Here is a 17276-nt window from a genome sequence, read left to right as displayed (position 1 = left end):
TGGAACACGTTCTCCATCGCCCTGATACTTGTGCGACCTGCGTCACTCATCATATGTTGCAGACAACAACAAATCTCGGAGGTACCTCTCATGCACCTTCTCAGCAGCTCACGCCCACGATTCGTCATGGCCGCCGCCGCCGGCGCGGCCCTCGCACTCACCCTCACCGCCTGCGGTTCCGGCGACGGCAGCGGCGGCGGCGATGAGGCCCCCCTCATCGGCGTCATCCTCCCCGACTCGGCCTCGTCCGACCGCTGGGAGACCGCCGACCGCAAGTACCTCGAAGCGGCCTTCGAGGCGGCCGGGATCGACTACGACATCCAGAACGCCCAAGGCAGCCGCGAGGACTTCCAGACCATCGCCGACCAGATGCTCACCAAGGGCGCCGACGTCCTCATCACCGTCAACCTCGACTCGGGCACCGGCAAGACCGTGATCGAGAAGGCGAAGTCGCAGGGCGTCGCCACCATCGACTACGACCGCCTCACCGAAGACGGCGGCGCGGACTACTACGTGAGCTTCGACAACGAGCAGGTCGGCGTCCTCCAGGGCGAAGGGCTCGTCTCCTGCCTCGAAGGCGTCGCGAACCCCCTTGTGGCCGAACTCAACGGCTCCCCCACCGACAACAACGCCACCCTGTTCAAGAACGGCTACGACTCCGTCCTCCAGCCGCTCTACGACGCCGGCACCTTCACCAAGGGCCCCGACGAATGGGTGCCCGACTGGGACAACGCCCAGGGCGGCACGCTCTTCGAGCAGATGCTCACCGACACCGGCACGCAGGTCGACGGCGTGCTCGCCGCCAACGACGGCCTCGCCCACGCCGTGATCACCGTCCTGGAGCGCAACAACCTCAACGGCACGGTCCCGGTCACCGGCCAGGACGCCACCGTCCAGGGCCTGCAGAACATCCTCACCGGCGACCAGTGCATGACCGTGTACAAGGCCATCGAGGAGGAGGCGAACGCCGCCGCCGATCTGGCCGTGGCCCTGGCGAACGGCGAGAAGCCCGAAACCGACGCCAGCGTCGTCGACCCGGTCTCCGAGGCCGAGGTGCCCTCCGTGCTGCTCGACCCGGTCGCCATCACCATCGAGAACATCCAGGTCGTCGTCGACGACGGCTTCGCCGACCCCGCCGAGCTCTGCGCCGGCGACTACGCCGCGCTCTGCACCGAGCACGGGATCGGTTAGGGGCCGCACGTGCTGCTCGAACTCACCGGACTCTCGAAGCGCTTCGGACCGGTCGAGGTCCTCTCCGACGTCGATCTCTCGATCGACGCCGGAGAGGTCTGCGCCCTGGTCGGCGACAACGGCGCCGGAAAGTCCACACTGGTCAAATGCGTGGCCGGGATCCACGGCATCGACGGGGGCGCCATCACCGTCGACGGCGAGACCCGCTCCATCTCCGGGCCGCGCGACGCCGCGGCCCTCGGCATCGAGGTGGTCTACCAGGACCTCGCCCTGTGCGACAACCTCGACGTCGTCGAGAACCTGTTCCTCGGGCGCGAGAAGGTGCGCGGCCTCGTCCTCGACGACGACGCCATGGAGCACCTAGCCGCCGAGACCCTCTCCTCGCTCGCCGTCCGCACCATCCGCAACCTGCGCCAACCCGTCGCCAGCCTCTCCGGCGGCCAGCGCCAGACCGTGGCCATCGCCAAAGCGGTGCTGTGGAACTCGCGCCTGGTGATCCTCGACGAGCCGACCGCCGCGCTCGGCGTCGCCCAGACCCGCCAGGTGCTCGAACTCATCCGGCGCCTGGCCGACCAGGGCCTGGCCGTCCTCTACATCTCCCACAACCTGAACGACGTCTTCGCCGTGGCCGACCGGATCGCCGCCCTGTACTTGGGGCGCATGGCGGCCGTGCTCGACGCCGCCGACGCCACCCAGTCGCAGGTGGTCGAACTCATCACCAGCGGCCGGTCCGGGTCACTCGGGCTCGGCGCGGACACGAATGGAGCCCGGCCATGACCACAGAAGTGCAGAGCCGGCCCGAGGCCGGGACCGAGCCGGGGGCGGTGCGTGCCGTCGCCGAGCACCTCAGGGGTTACTGGTCCGAGGTCAGGTCCGGTGAGGTCGGGGCGCTGCCGGCCGTCGCCGGGATCATCGCCTTGTGCGTGTTCTTCGGGATCTCGCAGCCGGTGTTCCTCTCCGTGGGGAACCTCGCGAACCTGTTCGGGCAGGGCGCGGCCGTCGCGTGCATCGCCATGGGGCTCGTGTTCGTGCTGGTCATCGGCGAGATCGACCTTTCGGCGGGGTTCGCTTCGGGCGTGTGCGCGGCGATCATGGCGGTGATCCTCACCGATTGGGGGATGCCGTGGCCGCTCGCGATCGGCGCGGCCATCGCCACCGGTGTGGTGATCGGGCTGCTGCTGGGGACGCTCGTGGTGAAGCTCGGCATCCCGTCGTTCGTGGTGACGCTCGCGGCGTTCCTGGCCTTTCAGGGGATCGTGCTCATGCTCCTCGAAGAGGGCAGCAACATCACCATCCACAACGACACCGTGAAGGCCGTGGCGGGCGGGAACCTGGAGCGCTGGCAGGGCTGGACGCTGCTGGTCCTGACCGTGGCCGCTTACGCCGGGCTGCAGTTGAACCGGTGGCGGCGGCGCGTCGCCCGCTCGCTCGTGCACGAGCCGTTCGCGGTGGTCGTGGCGCGGGTGGCGGCGCTGGGGGCGTTGCTGACGGCGACGGTGTTCCTGCTCAACCTGGAGCGTTCGGCCAATCCGCAGATCATCTCGCTCACCGGAGTGCCGATGGTGGTCGTGATCCTCGGGGCGCTGTTCGCGGTGTGGACGTTCGTGTTGCACCGCACCAGGTTCGGGCGCCACCTGTATGCGGTGGGCGGGAACCGGGAGGCGGCGGTGCGCGCGGGCGTGAACGTCGACCGGGTGCGCATCGCGGCGTTCGTCATCTGCTCGGGCATGGCCGCGATCGGCGGCATCGTCGCCGCTTCGCGCGCGGCCTCGGTGGACCCGAACACGGGAGGGTCCAATGTGCTGCTGCTTTCTGTGGGGGCGGCGGTCATCGGCGGTGCTAGCCTCTTCGGTGGCAAGGGCACGGTGCGGGCGGCCCTGCTGGGAGGAGCGGTGGTGGCGATCATCAACAACGGCATGGGCCTGATGGGGCTGAGCGCCGGAGTGCGGTTCGGCGTGACCGGCGCGGTGCTGCTGCTCGCGGCCGGCGTCGACGCCATGTCCCGGGGCCGGGGCAAGCTCTTCGGCAGGCACTGACCGGTGGCCCGGACCGGCACGGAGGAGCTGCGTCGGCGCAACCGTGCCGCACTGCTCGAACAGCTGCACCGGCACGGTCCCCAGACGCGCGCCGAACTCACCGAGGCCTTGGGGCTCAACCGGTCCACGATCGGCGCTCTCGCGACCGAACTGGCCGAATCGGGGCATCTCCAGGAGACGACGGGCCGGCCGACCGGATCGGCGGGCCGGCCCTCGACCCTGGTGGAGTGTGTCGCGAAGTCCATCACCGTGGCGGCCGTCGAGATCCGCGCCGACCGGCTGCGGTTCGCGCTCGTGGGCCTCGGCGGCGAGGTCTTGGAGCGGGCCGAGACGGCTTTGGAGGAGGGCGCCGACCCGATGGCGGCGGTCGCGGTGATCACCGGCGGCACCGCGGCCGGCGCGGTGCGGGCCGTCGCGGCGATGCCGGGGCTGGTCGACGAGGGCACCGTCGCGCATTCGACGGAACTGGGCTGGATCGACCGCGACGTCGCCGCCGACCTGGAGGCGGCGACCGGCCGCGAGTGGGAGGTGGTCGACACCGCGACCGCCGCGGCGGTCGGCGAATGGTCGCGCGGCGACGCCCACGAAGCGCGGAAGCTCCTGTACCTGCACGGCGGCCGGGGACTGACGGCCGGACTCGTGATCGAGGGCCGCGCGCAGCGCGGCGGCTCGATCCAGTTGGGGCACATCGTGGTCGAACCCGGCGGCCGCGAATGCGAGTGCGGGCTCCGGGGTTGTCTGGAGGCCGAGATGGAGGCCTTCGCGTACGCCGAGGACATCGAGAACGCCACGGCCGCCGCCAGCATGGGCGACGGGGCGGCACGCGATCGGCTGCGACGCTCGGGCCAGGACCTCGGCCGGGCGCTGGGCGCGGTCGTGACCGCGACGGGCCCGGACGAGATCCTCTTCGGCGGTTGGCTGCGGGAGCTGTACCTGTCGACGGCGGCCCCCGTCCGATCGGCGCTGGCGGAGACGACCCTGCCGCACCTGCGGTCGAAGCTGCGCCTGCGGACGCCGGTGCTGGGCGACGAGGGCGCGCTCATGGGCGCGGCCGAGACGGGATTCGCGGCGGTCATCGACCAGATGCGTTGAGGGCTCGCGACTTGTTCGAACCAATGGCTGTCGGCCTCAGCGGGAACCACTGAAATGGGGGTCCCGGTCTCGGCGAAGCTTGCGAGCCGTCAATTGACAAAGCGCCCGATTTGATCGCCGATGCCCCACTTTGTACTTGCCGGGGCATGGCGATGCAGGGGTAAATCCGGCTGGCCCGCCAGGACTCGAACCTGAAATGACTGAACCAAAATCAGTAGTGTTGCCGATTACACCACGGGCCATCGCGGGCAACACCTGTCGGCGGCCCGCGCGCAGCCATTCTAGCAGTCGAGGCCGATGCCTCCGTCGCCCTCCGGCGCTTGCCTCCGGCCCCTAGAGTGTCCGCATGCCGCACACTCGCACCAAATGTCGCTGGGCCGCAACCGTCGTCGGCGTCTCGGCCCTCCTCCTCGCGACCGCCTGCGGCGGCCGCGAGGCCGCCGATTCCGCGACGCCCGCCCCAGAAGCGACCGCCGCCGAGCCGACCTCCTCCGAGCCGGTCGACGCCCCGCCGAGCCGGGCCGTCATCGTCGAGCCGGACACCACCGTGATCGCCGTCGCCGACGGGCAGGCCCACCCGCTCGAGGACACCTCCGCCACACCGGGCCAGAAGGTCCTGTGGTCGCGCGACGGCTCGCTCATGACCGTCAACACCGGCGAAGACTTCTGGGAGTGGACCGGGCCCGAGAGCGACGGCGCGCTCATCCACGAATGCGGGACCAGCTGCCAAGGCGTCTACCTCGCCGACGATCCTGATCAGCTCTATTCGTTCCACGACAACGAGATCCAGCATCTCCCCGCCGACACGTCGGCGACGACCGAACCGGTCACGATCGCCGACCCGGAGGCCCACGGCGGCCGGGTGTGGGGCGGCGTCGACGGCAAGATCCTCGTCGGCGACGAGGGTCCCGAGACCCGCGCCGACGCCGTGGACCTGTGGCTGATCGACCCGGCCACCGGCACGACCGCCGCGACCGGCGACCTGCCCACCGGGCTGGGCCTGTGGACGCAGCGGACCGCGCTCAGCGCCGACGGCACGCAACTGGCCGTCGAGTACGAGGGCGACAGCCCCGACGGCTGCCCTGTCAGCGACAGCATCGCCACCGTCGACACCACGGCCCTCACCGCCACCGAGACGCCGGCGCTGCCGGCGGCGAGCCACGGCGGCGGCGTCGCCACCTGGGACCTGTTCTTCAACGGCGGCAACTTGTACGCGGTGTTCGCCGAGCTGTACGACGGGTGCGCCGAAGTCGCCCCGATGGGCTTGTGGCGCCTCAACAACGAGTCCTGGACGCAGGTGAGCGAGGGCGACTTCTACAGCGTGCGTCCCTTGGAGGCCCTTGACGGCATGGGCAGCGCCTCGGCGCTGGTGGTCGACGCCGACTTCACGTGCCGGGTCGTCGATCTTCCCGACGGCGCGCTCCGCACCGACCTCGGCGAGTGCGAACCCGAAGTCTGGTCGACGCCGACGTGGAACGAGATCGATCTCTCCGGTATCGAAGGGCTGTAAGCGAACGGCGGTCGGAGCGGCTGCCGCGCCGCACGTGTTCAGGCCGACCACAGGTGCGAATGCGTCCTGGCTATTGATCGGACCACACGTGCTTGGGCACCTGGGCGAGCACTTGGTGCAGGAAGTCCGCGTAGTAGAAGACCTCGTGGGGATTGAGCTTCCCCCGCCGGAAGGTCAGCAGCCATGCCCCCTCGAATCGCCAGCGGATCGTGTGCGCGCGGGCGTCGGCGAGCATCCACTCCATCGTGCGGGCGTGGATCACGTCGTACGCGAACCGCGGGCTCGGCGACGCGATCTTGAACTTGTCGTTGAACGCCCGGTTCTCGAACTGGATGTCCTTGTCGAACCGGCGGCTCATCGAGTTCTCGTGCGCGATGTCGAGGAGCGGCCGCATCGCGGGGAGGCTGATCGCGACCACCTGGTAGTCGTGCGTGCTCGTGCTTTCGCCGCTGCTGACCTGGTACCGGAGCTGGAAGCAGTGCAGGTGCACGTCGCGGAAGGTGCCGCGCAGGACGTCGAGCGCCTGGTGGCCGCTGCCGTACGTGAACGGCACCTGCCGCGAGATCGCCAGGGCCGACGGCTCTTCGGGCCAGTACTGGAAACCGTGGTACGCCGCCCAGGCCGCCATCTGGGCGATGTGCCGCTGCCGCGCCCGCCGCGAATAGTAGACGGCCAACCCGATGGCCACGCCCGGGACGCCGAGGCAGAGCACCGAGAACAAGAGTCCGACGAACGTGCCCGCGAAGACGTCCACTGTGTCTCCTCCTGTGGTTCCGAGGGGTTGAACGCCGCCGGGCCGCGTCGTTCGACGCGGCCCGGCGGGTTGTCAGTTGTTCGACCAGACGTGTCTGGGCACCTGCGCCTGCACGTCGATGAGGAAGTCCGCGTAGAAGAAGACCTCTTCGAGCTTGAGCCCCCCGGACCGGTGGGTCATGAGCCACGGGCCCTCGAACCGCCACGGGTACGAGCGGGCCCGCTGGTCCTGCAGCATCCACTCCATCGTGCGGGCGTGGATGACGTCGTACGCGAAGCGGCGGTTCGGCGACTTGATCCTGAAGAAGTCGTTGAACGCCTGGTTCTCGAAGTCGATGTCCTTCGCGAACCGCTTGGTCAGGAAGTTCTCCTGGCTGATGTCCAGCAGCGGCCGCGCGGTCGGCAGGCCGATCGCCACCACCTGGTGGTTGTACGTCTTCCGTTCCTTGCCGCTGCCGGTCGAGTACTGGTACTGGAAGAACACGATGTGCGTGCCCTTGTACTGGCCGCGGAAGACGTCGATGCCCTTGCGGGAGTGGCCGTTGTTGAACGGGTCCTCACTCGAGAGTCCGACGACCGAGTTGTCACTGGGCTCGTAGTGGAAGCCGTACTGGGCCGCCCAGGCCCGGTACATCGCGATCTTCTTCTGCCGAGCGCGCCAGGCGAAGTAGGCGCCGGCGCCGACGACGATGAAGCAGAGGACGTAAGCCCACCAAGGCATGTCGCCGCTGCTGCTCGACGCGAGCAGGGTCTCGTTCACTGGGGTGGTTCCTTCTTACGGGCGGAATGTCGGGGGATCGAGCGGCTGCTACCGGCCGTAGGGCTGCTGGCCGTATCCGGGCTGCTGCGGCTGCTGGGGCTGCTGCGGGTAGCCGGGCTGGGGCTGCTGGCCGTAACCGGGTTGCGGGGCACCGTAACCGGGCTGCTGCGGCTGCTGCCCGTAGCCGGGCTGGGGGGCCTGCTGGCCGTAACCGGGCTGCTGCGGAGGCTGCTGCTGGTAGCCGACCTGCTGCTGCGGCTGGCCGTAGGGCATCTGGCCGGGAGCGGGCTGGGGCGGCAACTGCTGCTGCTGCTGCTGGGCCGGAGGCTGCTGCATGTAGGCGGGCTGCCCCATGTCGCGCATCTTCGGAGCCGTGCGGGCCTGCGGGTTGTCCAGCTCGAAGTACTCCTCGGGCTTGAAACCGCCCATCTTCGCGGAGATCGAACCGGGGAAGACCTGCAGCGCCGTGTTGTACTCGCGCACGTTCGCGTTGTAGAAGCGACGCGGGGCGGCGATGCGGTTCTCAGTCTCCGTGATCTCCGTCTGGAGCTGCAGGAAGTTCTGGTTGGTCTGCAGGGCCGGGTACGACTCCTGCATGTGGATGACGCCGCGGATGGCGTTCCCGAGCTGGCCTTCGGCCGCACCCTGCTGGCCGTGGCCGGCGTTCGGGTCCTGGCGGGTCTGCATGGCCATCGCGCGGGCCTCGGCGACCTGGCGGAGCGTGGCGTTCTCCGAGCCGGCCGCCTGCTGCACGACGTACATCAGGTTGTCCAGCAGGTCGTACCGACGCTGCAGCTCGACATCGATCTGCGCCCAAGACTCCTGGGTGATGTTGCGCATGCGCACCAGCTTGTTTCGCCCGCCCAAAGCGGCGAAGACCAGGATCAGGCCGATCAGCAACAGGAGGATCAGGATCCAGACGATTGGGTTGTCCATAGGGCGTGAGCTTAGTGCATCTATGCCAGCGGGAGGGCACCCGTCAAGGTGCCCTCCCGCGTATGGAGACGAATGTCAGATCTAGGACAAAGCGCCCTCAGCCACGCCCTCGACCACTGCCACGAGCTCGGCCGCGACCGACTGCGCGACCAGTTCCTCGGAAGCCTCGACCATCACGCGGACAAGCGGTTCGGTCCCCGAAGGGCGCAACAGGACCCGGCCGTCAGAGCCGAGCTTGGCCTGCCACTGGGCGACCGCACCGCGCACGTCGGGGTGGTCGATCACGGACTTGTCGGCCACGCGCACGTTGATGAGCACCTGCGGCGCGGGCGTGAACACCGAAGCGAGGTCGGCGAGCGTCCGCCCGGTGGCCGCCATGCGCGCGAGCAGCATGATCGCCGTCAGCGTCCCGTCGCCGGTGGTCGCGTGGTCGGAGATGATGATGTGCCCCGACTGCTCCCCGCCGAGCGAGTAGCCGCCCTCACCGATGCGTTCGAGCACGTAGCGGTCGCCGACACCGGTGACCTCCAGCTTGATCCCCGCCGCGCCCATGGCCTGGTGCAGGCCGAGGTTGCTCATGACGGTGGTGACGAGCGTGTCGCCGCGAAGCTGACCCGCGTCCCGCATCCCGAGCGCGAGGATCGCCATGATCGCGTCGCCGTCGACGTCGTTGCCGTCGGCGTCGACCGCGAGGCAGCGGTCGGCGTCGCCGTCGAGCGCGATCCCGGCGTGCGCGCCGTGCTCGATGACGGCCGCGCGCAGCCCGCCCATGTGGGTGGACCCGCAGTTCTCGTTGATGTTGAGGCCGTCCGGGTCCGCGTTGATCGTGATGACCTCGGCTCCGGCCCGACGCAGCGCCTCAGGGGCCGCGCCGGTGGCCGCGCCGTTGGCGGGGTCGAGCACGACCTTGATGCCGTCGAGCGGGTTCGGGCACACCGCGACCAGGTGCTCGATGTAGGCCTCGACCGGATCGACGGAGCGGGCGATGCGCCCGACGCCGTCGCCCTGCGGGAGCGGCAGCGGGTCCTGCATGGCCGCCTCGATGGTGTCCTCGACGTCGTCGGGAAGCTTGCGGCCGCCGGCCGCGAAGAACTTGATGCCGTTGTCCGGCATGGGGTTGTGCGAGGCGGAGACCATGACGCCGAAGTCGGCGCCGGTCAGGGCCGTCAGGTGCGCGACCGCGGGCGTGGGAAGAATGCCCAGGTCGATGACCTTGACGCCGGCGGCGGCGAGACCGGCGGCGCTGGCCGCGGCGAGCATCTCCCCGGAGGCGCGCGGGTCGCGGCCGATGACGGCTACGGTGCGCCGGTCCGACGCCCCGAGCACGCGCGCGGCGGCGATGTTGAGACGAAGCGCCAGGTCGGGCGTGAGGTCGGCGTTCGCCCGCCCCCGTACGCCGTCGGTGCCGAACAGTCGTGACACGGTGTGGCTTCCCATCGTTGTGGCATAAAAAACGGGGGCTGCCGAGGATGTCCTCCTCGGCAGCCCCGTCGCTTCTGCAGACTAGCGTGTCCCCCGACTGTGCGAGCTTACGGCTCGCAAGCTTCGCAGTGGCCGGGGAAGGCGTGCTAGCGCTTCGAGTACTGCGGCGCCTTGCGGGCCTTCTTGAGGCCGTACTTCTTGCTTTCCTTCTCGCGGGCGTCGCGGGTCAGGAAGCCGGCGGCCTTGAGGGCCGGGCGCATGTTCGGGTCGACCTCGAGCAGCGCGCGGGCGATGCCCAGACGGAGCGCGCCGGCCTGACCGGTGGCGCCGCCGCCCTTGATGTTGACGAGGACGTCGAAGTTGTCGCCGGCCTCGACGGTCACGAAGGGCTCCGCGACGGTCTGCTGGTGGACCTTGCTCGGGAAGTAGTCCTCAAGGGTCTTGCCGTTGACGACGTACTTGCCGGTGCCGGCGACCAGGCGGACGCGGGCGATGGCGCGCTTGCGCCGGCCCACGGTCTGGATCGCGCGGTCGGACGGCACCACGGGGATGCTCGGCACGGACGGCGCGGCGGCGACGTCAGCGGGGACCTCGACGGGAACCTCGGGAACCTCGACGGGGGCCTCGATGGCCTCGGGGGCTTCAATGGCCTCAGGGGCTTCGGTCTCGACGACCTCGGCGGCTTCGGTGGCCTCGGTGGCCTGGATTTCGTCACTCATGGTGGTTGCTCCTCTTCCGCCCGCGCCTACTGCGCGATCTTCTTGATCTCGTACGGCTTCGGCTGCTGGGCGGTGTGCGGGTGGCCAGGACCCGCGTAGACCTTCAGCTTCTTGGACACGGCGCGACCGAGCTTGTTCTTCGGCAGCATGCCGAAGACGGCCTTCTCGACGACCTTGTGGGGGGCCTTCTCCATGAAGTCGGCGTACGACTTCTCCTTGAGACCGCCCGGGAAGCCGGAGTGGCGGTAGGCCTTCTTGGTCTGGAGCTTGTTCCGGGTCAGCACGACCTTCTCGGCGTTCACGATGATGACGTAGTCACCGGTGTCCGCGTTCGGCGCGAAGGTCGGCTTGTGCTTGCCTCGGAGCAGATCGGCAGCGTGCGTCGCGAGCCGGCCCAACACCACGTCGGTCGCGTCGATCACGAGCCACTGCGGGTCAATGTCACCCGGCTTAGGGCTGTACGTGCGCACAGGTTTACCTAGCTTTCGTTGTCGGTGTGGAACGAATCCCGCAGATGAGGGCGGGACCGCCTGAATCCCCTCGGCCTGAGATGGCGCACCAGCCGCCAGGCGGCCGGTGTGGGATTCGTTGGACAGCGCCCCGCTCAGGAGGCACTCGAACAACAGCTGCCTATTCTACGCGGTGGTGGCGGCCCCCTTGACGGCGGCCGCCGTGACCTCGGCTACAGCTACTTGGCGTCCACTACCGGGAGGTAGACCTTGCCTCCGGAGGCGGCGAACTCCTCGCTCTTCTCGGCCATGCCCTGCTCGGCGTACGCCTTCAGTTCCTGGCTGATCTTCATGCTGCAGAACTTCGGGCCGCACATGGAGCAGAAGTGGGCGGTCTTGGCGGGCTCGGCGGGGAGGGTCTCGTCGTGGTACTCGCGGGCCCGGTCGGGGTCGAGCGAGAGGTTGAACTGGTCCTGCCAGCGGAACTCGAAGCGGGCCTTGGAGAGCGCGTCGTCCCAGGCCTGCGCGCCGGGGTGGCCTTTGGCGAGGTCGGCGGCGTGGGCGGCGATCTTGTAGGCGATCACGCCCTCCTTGACGTCCTCGCGGTTGGGCAGGCCCAGGTGCTCCTTCGGCGTCACGTAGCAGAGCATCGCGGTGCCGAACCAGCCGATCATGGCCGCGCCGATCGCGGAGGTGATGTGGTCGTAGGCGGGGGCGACGTCGGTGGTGAGCGGGCCGAGCGTGTAGAACGGGGCCTCGCCGCAGAGCTCCTGCTGGAGGTCGACGTTCTCCTTGATCTTGTGCATCGGCACGTGGCCGGGCCCTTCGCACATGACCTGGACGTCGTACTCCCAGGCGATGTGGGTGAGTTCGCCGAGGGTGCGGAGTTCGGCGAACTGGGCGTCGTCGTTGGCGTCGGCGATGGAGCCGGGGCGCAGGCCGTCGCCGAGGGAGAAGGCGATGTCGTACTTCGCGAAGATCTCGCAGAGCTCGCGGTAGTTCGTGTAGAGGAAGTTCTCCTCGTGGTGGGCGAGGCACCAGGCGGCCATGATCGAGCCGCCGCGGGAGACGATCCCGGTGACGCGGCGGGCCGCGAGGGGGACGTAGCGCAGGAGGACCCCGGCGTGGACGGTCATGTAGTCGACGCCCTGCTCGGCCTGCTCGATGATGGTCTCGCGGTAGACCTCCCAGTTGAGCTTCACCGGGTCGCCGTTGACCTTCTCGAGGGCCTGGTAGAGCGGGACGGTGCCGATCGGGACCGGGGAGTTCCGCATGATGTGCTCGCGGGTCTCGTGGATGTGCTTGCCGGTGGAGAGGTCCATGACGGTGTCGGCGCCCCACTTGGTGGCCCACGTGAGCTTCTCGACTTCGGCGGCGACGGAGTCGGAGACGGCGGAGGTGCCGATGTTGGCGTTGATCTTGGTGAGGAAGTTCTTGCCGATGATCATCGGCTCGGTCTCGGGGTGGTTGACGTTCGCGGGGAGGATGGCGCGGCCGGCGGCGATCTCGGCGCGCACGAACTCGGCTTCGAGGCCTTCGCGGAGGGCCACGAACGTCATCTCGGGCGTGACGATGCCCTGCTTGGCGTAGTGCAGCTGGGTCGGGCAGTCGATCTCGGTGCCGTTGTGCTCGATCTTGCTGGCCGCGGCGGCGGCCCGCTCGGCGATCCAGGCCTCACGGAGCTTCGGGAGCCCGACCTCGGGGTCGGAGCCGGGCCCGGAGGTGTCGTACAGCCGGACGGGCGGCTCCCCGCCGCTCAGCTCGACCTGGGTGAACGGGACCTGGATGTCGCTCCGGGGCCCTTCGACGTAGACCTTGGTTCTGGCGTTCATGGTGTCTCCTCGTAACGTTCGATGATTCGAATCACGCTCGCCCCGAACAGAAGCGGCGCGGAAAATGTCGGACCCTGCTGTCAGGGTCGTTGCCAGGGGCGCTGCGGATAGGCACCTCTTCGCTTCCGGCGTGCCCGAAAAGCGGGCGAAGCCGAAATGTCGTACCCCGCAGGCACTCTTGAATCGGGGGCGCCGCGATTCAGCCTTTCGCCTCGGCGTGCCCGCGAACTCTCGGCACCGCTCCTCACAGCGCGTTGCTCTTGCGGCCGTGCTGGTGGTGGACCGGGCCTCGGCCGAGGCCGAGCCGCCACTCTGCCGCCGCCTTCAGCGCTTCGGTGACGTACGCCTTCGCCCCCGCGACCGCCTGCGGCAGCGGGTGTTCGAGCGCGAGCCGGGCCGCGATCGCCGACGCGAGCGTGCAGCCGGTCCCGTGGTCGTTGCGGGTCGCGACCCGTGGCGCCGCGAGGTCGAGCATCTGGCCGTCGCACCACAGTACGTCGATCGCCGAGTCCGAACCGCCCGGCACTCCCCCGGCGTCGACCGCTCCGCCCTCGTGTGGCTCTCCGGCGGATTCGCCCTCGAGGTGACCGCCTTTGACCAGCACGGCTCGCGGCCCGTAAGTGGCCAGCGCGCGGGCGGCCTCCCGCATGTCATCGACGGTGGTGATCTCGCGGCCGAGCAGCTGTCGGGTTTCGATCAGGTTGGGCGTCAAGACGGTCGCGAGCGGGCCGAGGCGCGCGAGGTAGGCGGCCGGGTCGCCCGCGAACAGCGGGTCGCCGGTCGTCGTGACCATGACCGGGTCGACGACGAGGTTCGGGAGCCGGTCGGCCTCGCCGTATCGGGCGACGAGCGCGAGCAGCTCGGCGCCGCCGAGCATCCCGGTCTTGACTGCCGCGACCGCGAAGTCGCCGAGGACGGCGTCGAGTTGGGCCCGAACGAGATCGGCGCCGATCGACTCGGCGGCGGTCACGCCGCGCGTGTTCTGGGCGGTGATCGCGGTGATGACGCTGGTGCCGTACACGTGGTGCGCGGCGAAGGTGTGGAGGTCGGCTTGGATGCCGGCGCCGCCGCCGGAGTCGGATCCGGCGATGGTGAGGGCGACGGGCGGGCTGTGCAAATCTACGTCCCGCAAGCTTCGCCGAGGGCGGTTCACGCGGTTCACAGGTCGGCCATCCCCTCGAAGCTGGACGAGGCGTTGGCCAAGTGTCGCTTGGGGATGCGTCCGGCGAGGCGGGCGGCGCGTCCGGCGGTGACGGCGTCGCGCATGGCGGCGGCCATGAGCGCCGGGTCGGCGGCGCGGGTGACGGCGGTGGCGAGGAGCACGGCGGAGCAGCCGAGTTCCATGGCTAGAGCGGCGTCGGAGGCGGTGCCGATGCCGGCGTCGCAGATGACGGGGACGGCGGCGTTCTCGCAGATCAGCGCCAGGTTGTGGGGGTTGCGGACGCCGAGGCCGGTGCCGATGGGGGCGGCGAGGGGCATGACCGCCGCGCACCCGGCGTCTTCGAGGCGGCGGGCGAGCACGGGGTCGTCGCTGGTGTAGGGCAGCACGGTGAAGCCTTCGCCCACAAGGGTTTCGGCGGCGTCGAGGAGTTCCACCGGGTCGGGGAGGAGGGTGTCCTCGTCGCCGATGACCTCGAGCTTGATCCAGTTGGTGCCGAAGGCTTCGCGGGCGAGTTTGGCGGTGCGCACGGCTTGTTCGGCGGTGAAGCATCCGGCGGTGTTCGGGAGGATCTCGACGCCGCAGCGTTCGATGACTTCCAGAATGGACCCTGACGCGGCCGGGTCGACGCGGCGCAGTGCGACGGTGACGAGCTCGGTGCCGGAGGCGGTGATGGCCTCGGCGAGCTGGGCGTGGTTGGCGGCGCCGCCGGTGCCGAGGATGAGGCGTGAGGTGAAGGTCTTGTCGGCGATCTTGAGTTCGGCGTCGCGGTTGGCGCCGGTCCGGCCGGTGGTGCGCTGGTTCATGGCTAGCCTCCCTGGGTCGCGGTGAGCACTTCGACGGCGTCGCCGTCGGCGAGCGGACGGTCCCATTCGGACCGGGGAACGACCTCGCCGTTGAGGGCGACGGCGATCCCTCGCGGTGCGGACGTCACGGCCGCGACGGCGTCGGTGACGGTGGCGATGCCTTCGCGCGCTTCGCCATTGAGCTCGATCTTCATGAGTCGCCCTCCTCAGGGTTGCCGTTCGGTCGCTTGTCGCCCGGATCACTCGGGCCGCTCACACTGCGCGGGTCCGGACTGTCGGACCCGGCGGGCACTATCGATTCGGGGGCGCCTGCGAACGGCGTCCCAGGTCGCTGTGCCATGCCCTCGATCCGCCCGACCGATCGATCGCCGTTTTCGCTGAACCGCAGCGGGTCGAACGCCTTCGGCGGTCCGGCCCCCTCGCCGGCGAGGAGTGCCGCCACTGATCTCGCCGTGGCCGGGATGAGTGCGATGCCGTTGCGGTAGTGGCCGGTAGCGGCGACTGTCCGCTCGTCGAGGCGGCCGATGAGCGGCAGGTTGTCCGGAGTTCCGGGCCGGAAGCCGACGCTCACCTCTTCCAGGTGGTACTCGACGATCTCCGGGACTAGCTCGATCGACCAGCGCAGCAGGTCGTGCACCGCCCCGGCGGTTCCGGTCAGCCGATCGAAACCCCGCTCGTCGCTCGTCGCTCCCACCACGACCTCACCGCTCTGGCGGGTCACGATGTAGACCGAGTGACCTTTCACGTACCCGCGCACCGTGGTCCGGGGGGTCGGCTGGTCGCCCACCGCTCGTAGTCGCAGCACCGCACCGCGGACGGGGCGGACCGGAAGCGTCCACCGAGCACTGCCGGCGAGGGCGTCTTCGTCGCACGTTCCAGTGCGGCTGCCGGCGGCACCCGCGAATCGCGCCGATCCGCAGCCTGCCGCGATGACCACTTGGTCGGCGTCGAGGGTCGCGAGGTCCTCGACCCGTTCCGCCACTGTCGCGACACCGGCCCGTTCCGCCGCCACCAGCAGCGCGGCATGAACGGCGCGCGGGTCGACCGCGCGGTCCTCCGGCGCGAGCACGCCGCCGCGCACGCGGTGGCTCAGCAGCGGCTCGACCTTCCGGGCGGCGCGCGCAGTGAGCGCTTCGACATTCCTTGCGCTGTATCGATAGAGCTCAAGTTGACGGTCGATCTCGGCCCGGTCGCCGTCCTCGACGCCGACGAGCAGCGTGGGCAGGTCGCGGAACCCGATCTCCAGGTCGGAGGCGGCTTCGAGCTCGCGGGCGAAGTCGGGCCAGGCGTCGGCCGACTCGGCCATGAAGGGGCCCAGGGCTTCCTCGCCGTAGTGGGCTTCGGTGACGGGGGCGATCATGCCGGCGGCCACGCGCGAAGCGCCCGAGCCGGGTTCGGGGTCGTGGACGACGACCTCGGCGCCGGCCTGGGCGGCCCGCCACGCGACGGCGAGCCCGATGGAACCGGCGCCGACGATGGCGATGCGCATCAGGCTTCGCCCACCCCTCGCAGGGGGCCGGTATCGGGCGAGGCGCTGAGGACGCTCACCTGATCTTCCTGTCGGACATCGTGTTCCGAGGCGTTTCGGCGGTCGGCGATGTCATCGGTGCGGCCGACTGCGGACTGCTCGCCCACGGCGGGCCTACCGCTGTCGCCCCGCCCACCGAGGTCCCCGCCGCGCACGGGCGTTCCCGCCCGATTCGGCCGTCGCGTCGTCGCCGGGCTTTCGCCCACGGCCGCAAGGAGTTCTACCGTGGCCTGTCCCGGGTCGCCGGCGGAGGCGATCGCGCCGACGACCGCGACCCCGTGGGCTCCCGCTTCGCGGCACTGCGCCGCCCGTTCGGCGGTGATGCCGCCGATGGCGATCACCGGGAGGTCGACCGCCTCGCATACGGCGGCCAGACCGTCGAGTCCGATCGGTTGCGGGAGACCGGTCTTCGTGGTGGTGCCCCAGACGGGGCCGACCCCGAGATAGGTGGCCCCGGCGCGGCGGGCGGCTCGCGCCGATTCCGGGTCGCGGCTGGTGCCGCCGATGATCGAGGCTGCGGGGAGGATGCGCCGGGCGGCGTCGAGCGGGAGGTCTTCGGCGCCGAGGTGCACGCCGTCGGCGCCGACCGCCTGCGCGATGTGGACGCGGTCGTTCACCAGGCACAACGCGCCGTACTCGTCGCACAGCGCGGCGATCGCGGTGGCGAGGTCGAAGGCCGCGCGGTCGTTGTAGTGGTCTTCGGGTCGGACCTGGATGAGCCGCGCTCCGGCCGCCAGCGCAGTTGCGACTACGGCGAGCGGGTCGCGAAGCGGCGCAGCGGAAGCGACTGCAGCGGCGTTCTGGGTGCGGGCCGACCCGGCGAAGCCGTTGACGCGCGCGGCCGGGTTCCCGGGCGGGGCCTGAGGGTTCGGCGCGAACGGGCCGCGGGTGTCGGTGATGACGTGGAGTCGAGGTAGACGAGTAGCGCGCACAGCAGCTCCTTCTCCCTGCGCCAGCATGACCTGGATCAGGTTCGACGGTCGGGACTACCAAGTCCCCTCTCAGCCCGATGCACCGGACTCCCGTGGGTTTTATTCGTTTACGGGCGCCACGCTACGCCATCGCGAGCGCGGCTCGCAAGTC

16 protein-coding genes, 1 tRNA gene, 1 pseudogene and 1 riboswitch are annotated in these 17276 nt (G+C 69.9%); of the genes and pseudogenes, 5 read left to right on the top strand and 13 right to left on the bottom strand.

Translation table 11 applies throughout. The features are described from left to right. Window positions 1-90: 90 nt before the first annotated feature. Genes ACFO8M_RS01930 through ACFO8M_RS01915 form a run of 4 tightly spaced genes read left to right on the top strand, consistent with a single transcriptional unit; the run spans window position 91 to window position 4319 of the window. On the top strand, window positions 91-1191 hold the full coding sequence (locus ACFO8M_RS01930) for a sugar ABC transporter substrate-binding protein (protein ID WP_387969749.1): 1101 nt from the start codon (window positions 91-93) through the stop codon (window positions 1189-1191). Between the two features lie 9 nt (window positions 1192-1200). Further along, on the top strand, window positions 1201-1968 hold the full coding sequence (locus tag ACFO8M_RS01925) for an ATP-binding cassette domain-containing protein (protein WP_387969747.1): 768 nt from the start codon (window positions 1201-1203) through the stop codon (window positions 1966-1968). Further along, on the top strand, window positions 1965-3227 hold the full coding sequence (locus ACFO8M_RS01920; RefSeq protein ID WP_387969744.1) for a sugar ABC transporter permease: 1263 nt from the start codon (window positions 1965-1967) through the stop codon (window positions 3225-3227). Before ACFO8M_RS01925 ends, ACFO8M_RS01920 begins: the two co-directional genes overlap by 4 nt. 3 nt (window positions 3228-3230) lie before the next feature. Beyond that, window positions 3231-4319 carry an ROK family protein gene (locus ACFO8M_RS01915; RefSeq protein WP_387969741.1) on the top strand — a complete coding sequence of 363 codons (1089 nt, stop codon included), beginning with the start codon at window positions 3231-3233 and terminating at the stop codon, window positions 4317-4319. A gap of 170 nt (window positions 4320-4489) precedes the next feature. On the opposite strand, the gene ACFO8M_RS01910 is transcribed toward ACFO8M_RS01915, so the two are convergent. Next, window positions 4490-4561, bottom strand: a tRNA-Gln gene (locus ACFO8M_RS01910). Window positions 4562-4665: 104 nt separating this feature from the next. Here ACFO8M_RS01910 and ACFO8M_RS01905 point away from each other — a divergent pair. Next, entirely contained in the window at window positions 4666-5829 is a 1164-nt protein-coding gene (locus ACFO8M_RS01905; protein WP_387969738.1) for a hypothetical protein, read from the top strand. 70 nt (window positions 5830-5899) lie between these two features. Here the strand turns inward: ACFO8M_RS01905 and ACFO8M_RS01900 are convergent, their stop codons facing one another. The 12 genes and pseudogenes from ACFO8M_RS01900 to thiE form a co-directional block, all read right to left on the bottom strand. Beyond that, the gene (locus ACFO8M_RS01900; RefSeq protein WP_387969736.1) at window positions 5900-6583 is read right to left on the bottom strand and encodes a hypothetical protein; all 684 of its coding nucleotides are present in this window, start codon (window positions 6581-6583) and stop codon (window positions 5900-5902) included. 72 nt (window positions 6584-6655) lie between these two features. Next, window positions 6656-7342 carry a hypothetical protein gene (locus ACFO8M_RS01895; protein WP_387969734.1) on the bottom strand — a complete coding sequence of 229 codons (687 nt, stop codon included), beginning with the start codon at window positions 7340-7342 and terminating at the stop codon, window positions 6656-6658. 48 nt (window positions 7343-7390) lie between these two features. After that, the gene (locus tag ACFO8M_RS01890; RefSeq protein WP_387969731.1) at window positions 7391-8278 is read right to left on the bottom strand and encodes a LemA family protein; all 888 of its coding nucleotides are present in this window, start codon (window positions 8276-8278) and stop codon (window positions 7391-7393) included. 81 nt (window positions 8279-8359) lie between these two features. Further along, entirely contained in the window at window positions 8360-9700 is a 1341-nt protein-coding gene (glmM, locus tag ACFO8M_RS01885) for a phosphoglucosamine mutase (protein WP_387969728.1), read from the bottom strand. Window positions 9701-9846: 146 nt separating this feature from the next. Beyond that, complete coding sequence (rpsI, locus tag ACFO8M_RS01880; RefSeq protein ID WP_387969725.1) at window positions 9847-10419, bottom strand: 30S ribosomal protein S9; 573 nt, start codon at window positions 10417-10419, stop codon at window positions 9847-9849. Window positions 10420-10445: 26 nt separating this feature from the next. Beyond that, window positions 10446-10889, bottom strand: coding sequence for a 50S ribosomal protein L13 (rplM, locus tag ACFO8M_RS01875; protein ID WP_208495357.1), 444 nt, complete (start codon window positions 10887-10889; stop codon window positions 10446-10448). Between the two features lie 218 nt (window positions 10890-11107). After that, the gene (gene thiC / locus ACFO8M_RS01870; RefSeq protein ID WP_387969721.1) at window positions 11108-12700 is read right to left on the bottom strand and encodes a phosphomethylpyrimidine synthase ThiC; all 1593 of its coding nucleotides are present in this window, start codon (window positions 12698-12700) and stop codon (window positions 11108-11110) included. 244 nt (window positions 12701-12944) lie between these two features. Further along, complete coding sequence (thiD, locus tag ACFO8M_RS01865) at window positions 12945-13817, bottom strand: bifunctional hydroxymethylpyrimidine kinase/phosphomethylpyrimidine kinase (RefSeq protein WP_387969719.1); 873 nt, start codon at window positions 13815-13817, stop codon at window positions 12945-12947. Between the two features lie 41 nt (window positions 13818-13858). Then, window positions 13859-14665: a thiazole synthase gene (locus ACFO8M_RS01860; protein WP_387969716.1), complete on the bottom strand. Its 807-nt coding sequence runs from the start codon at window positions 14663-14665 to the stop codon at window positions 13859-13861. A 2-nt stretch (window positions 14666-14667) separates the two neighbouring features. Next, on the bottom strand, window positions 14668-14859 hold the full coding sequence (gene thiS, locus ACFO8M_RS01855) for a sulfur carrier protein ThiS (RefSeq protein ID WP_387969713.1): 192 nt from the start codon (window positions 14857-14859) through the stop codon (window positions 14668-14670). Continuing rightward, on the bottom strand, window positions 14856-16154 hold the full coding sequence (gene thiO / locus ACFO8M_RS01850) for a glycine oxidase ThiO (protein ID WP_387969711.1): 1299 nt from the start codon (window positions 16152-16154) through the stop codon (window positions 14856-14858). The genes thiS and thiO overlap by 4 nt, the downstream gene beginning before the upstream one ends. Before the next feature lie 242 nt (window positions 16155-16396). Then, window positions 16397-16966, bottom strand: a pseudogene (gene thiE, locus ACFO8M_RS01845) (thiamine phosphate synthase); the annotation flags it as partial. A 154-nt stretch (window positions 16967-17120) separates the two neighbouring features. Then, a riboswitch (TPP riboswitch) is annotated at window positions 17121-17227 on the bottom strand. Window positions 17228-17276 lie beyond the last annotated feature (49 nt).

This window comes from Glycomyces rhizosphaerae, assembly GCF_042647865.1.
Classification (GTDB): Bacteria; Actinomycetota; Actinomycetes; order Mycobacteriales; family Micromonosporaceae; genus Glycomyces; species Glycomyces rhizosphaerae.
This window is presented reverse-complemented; position numbering and strand designations above follow the sequence as displayed.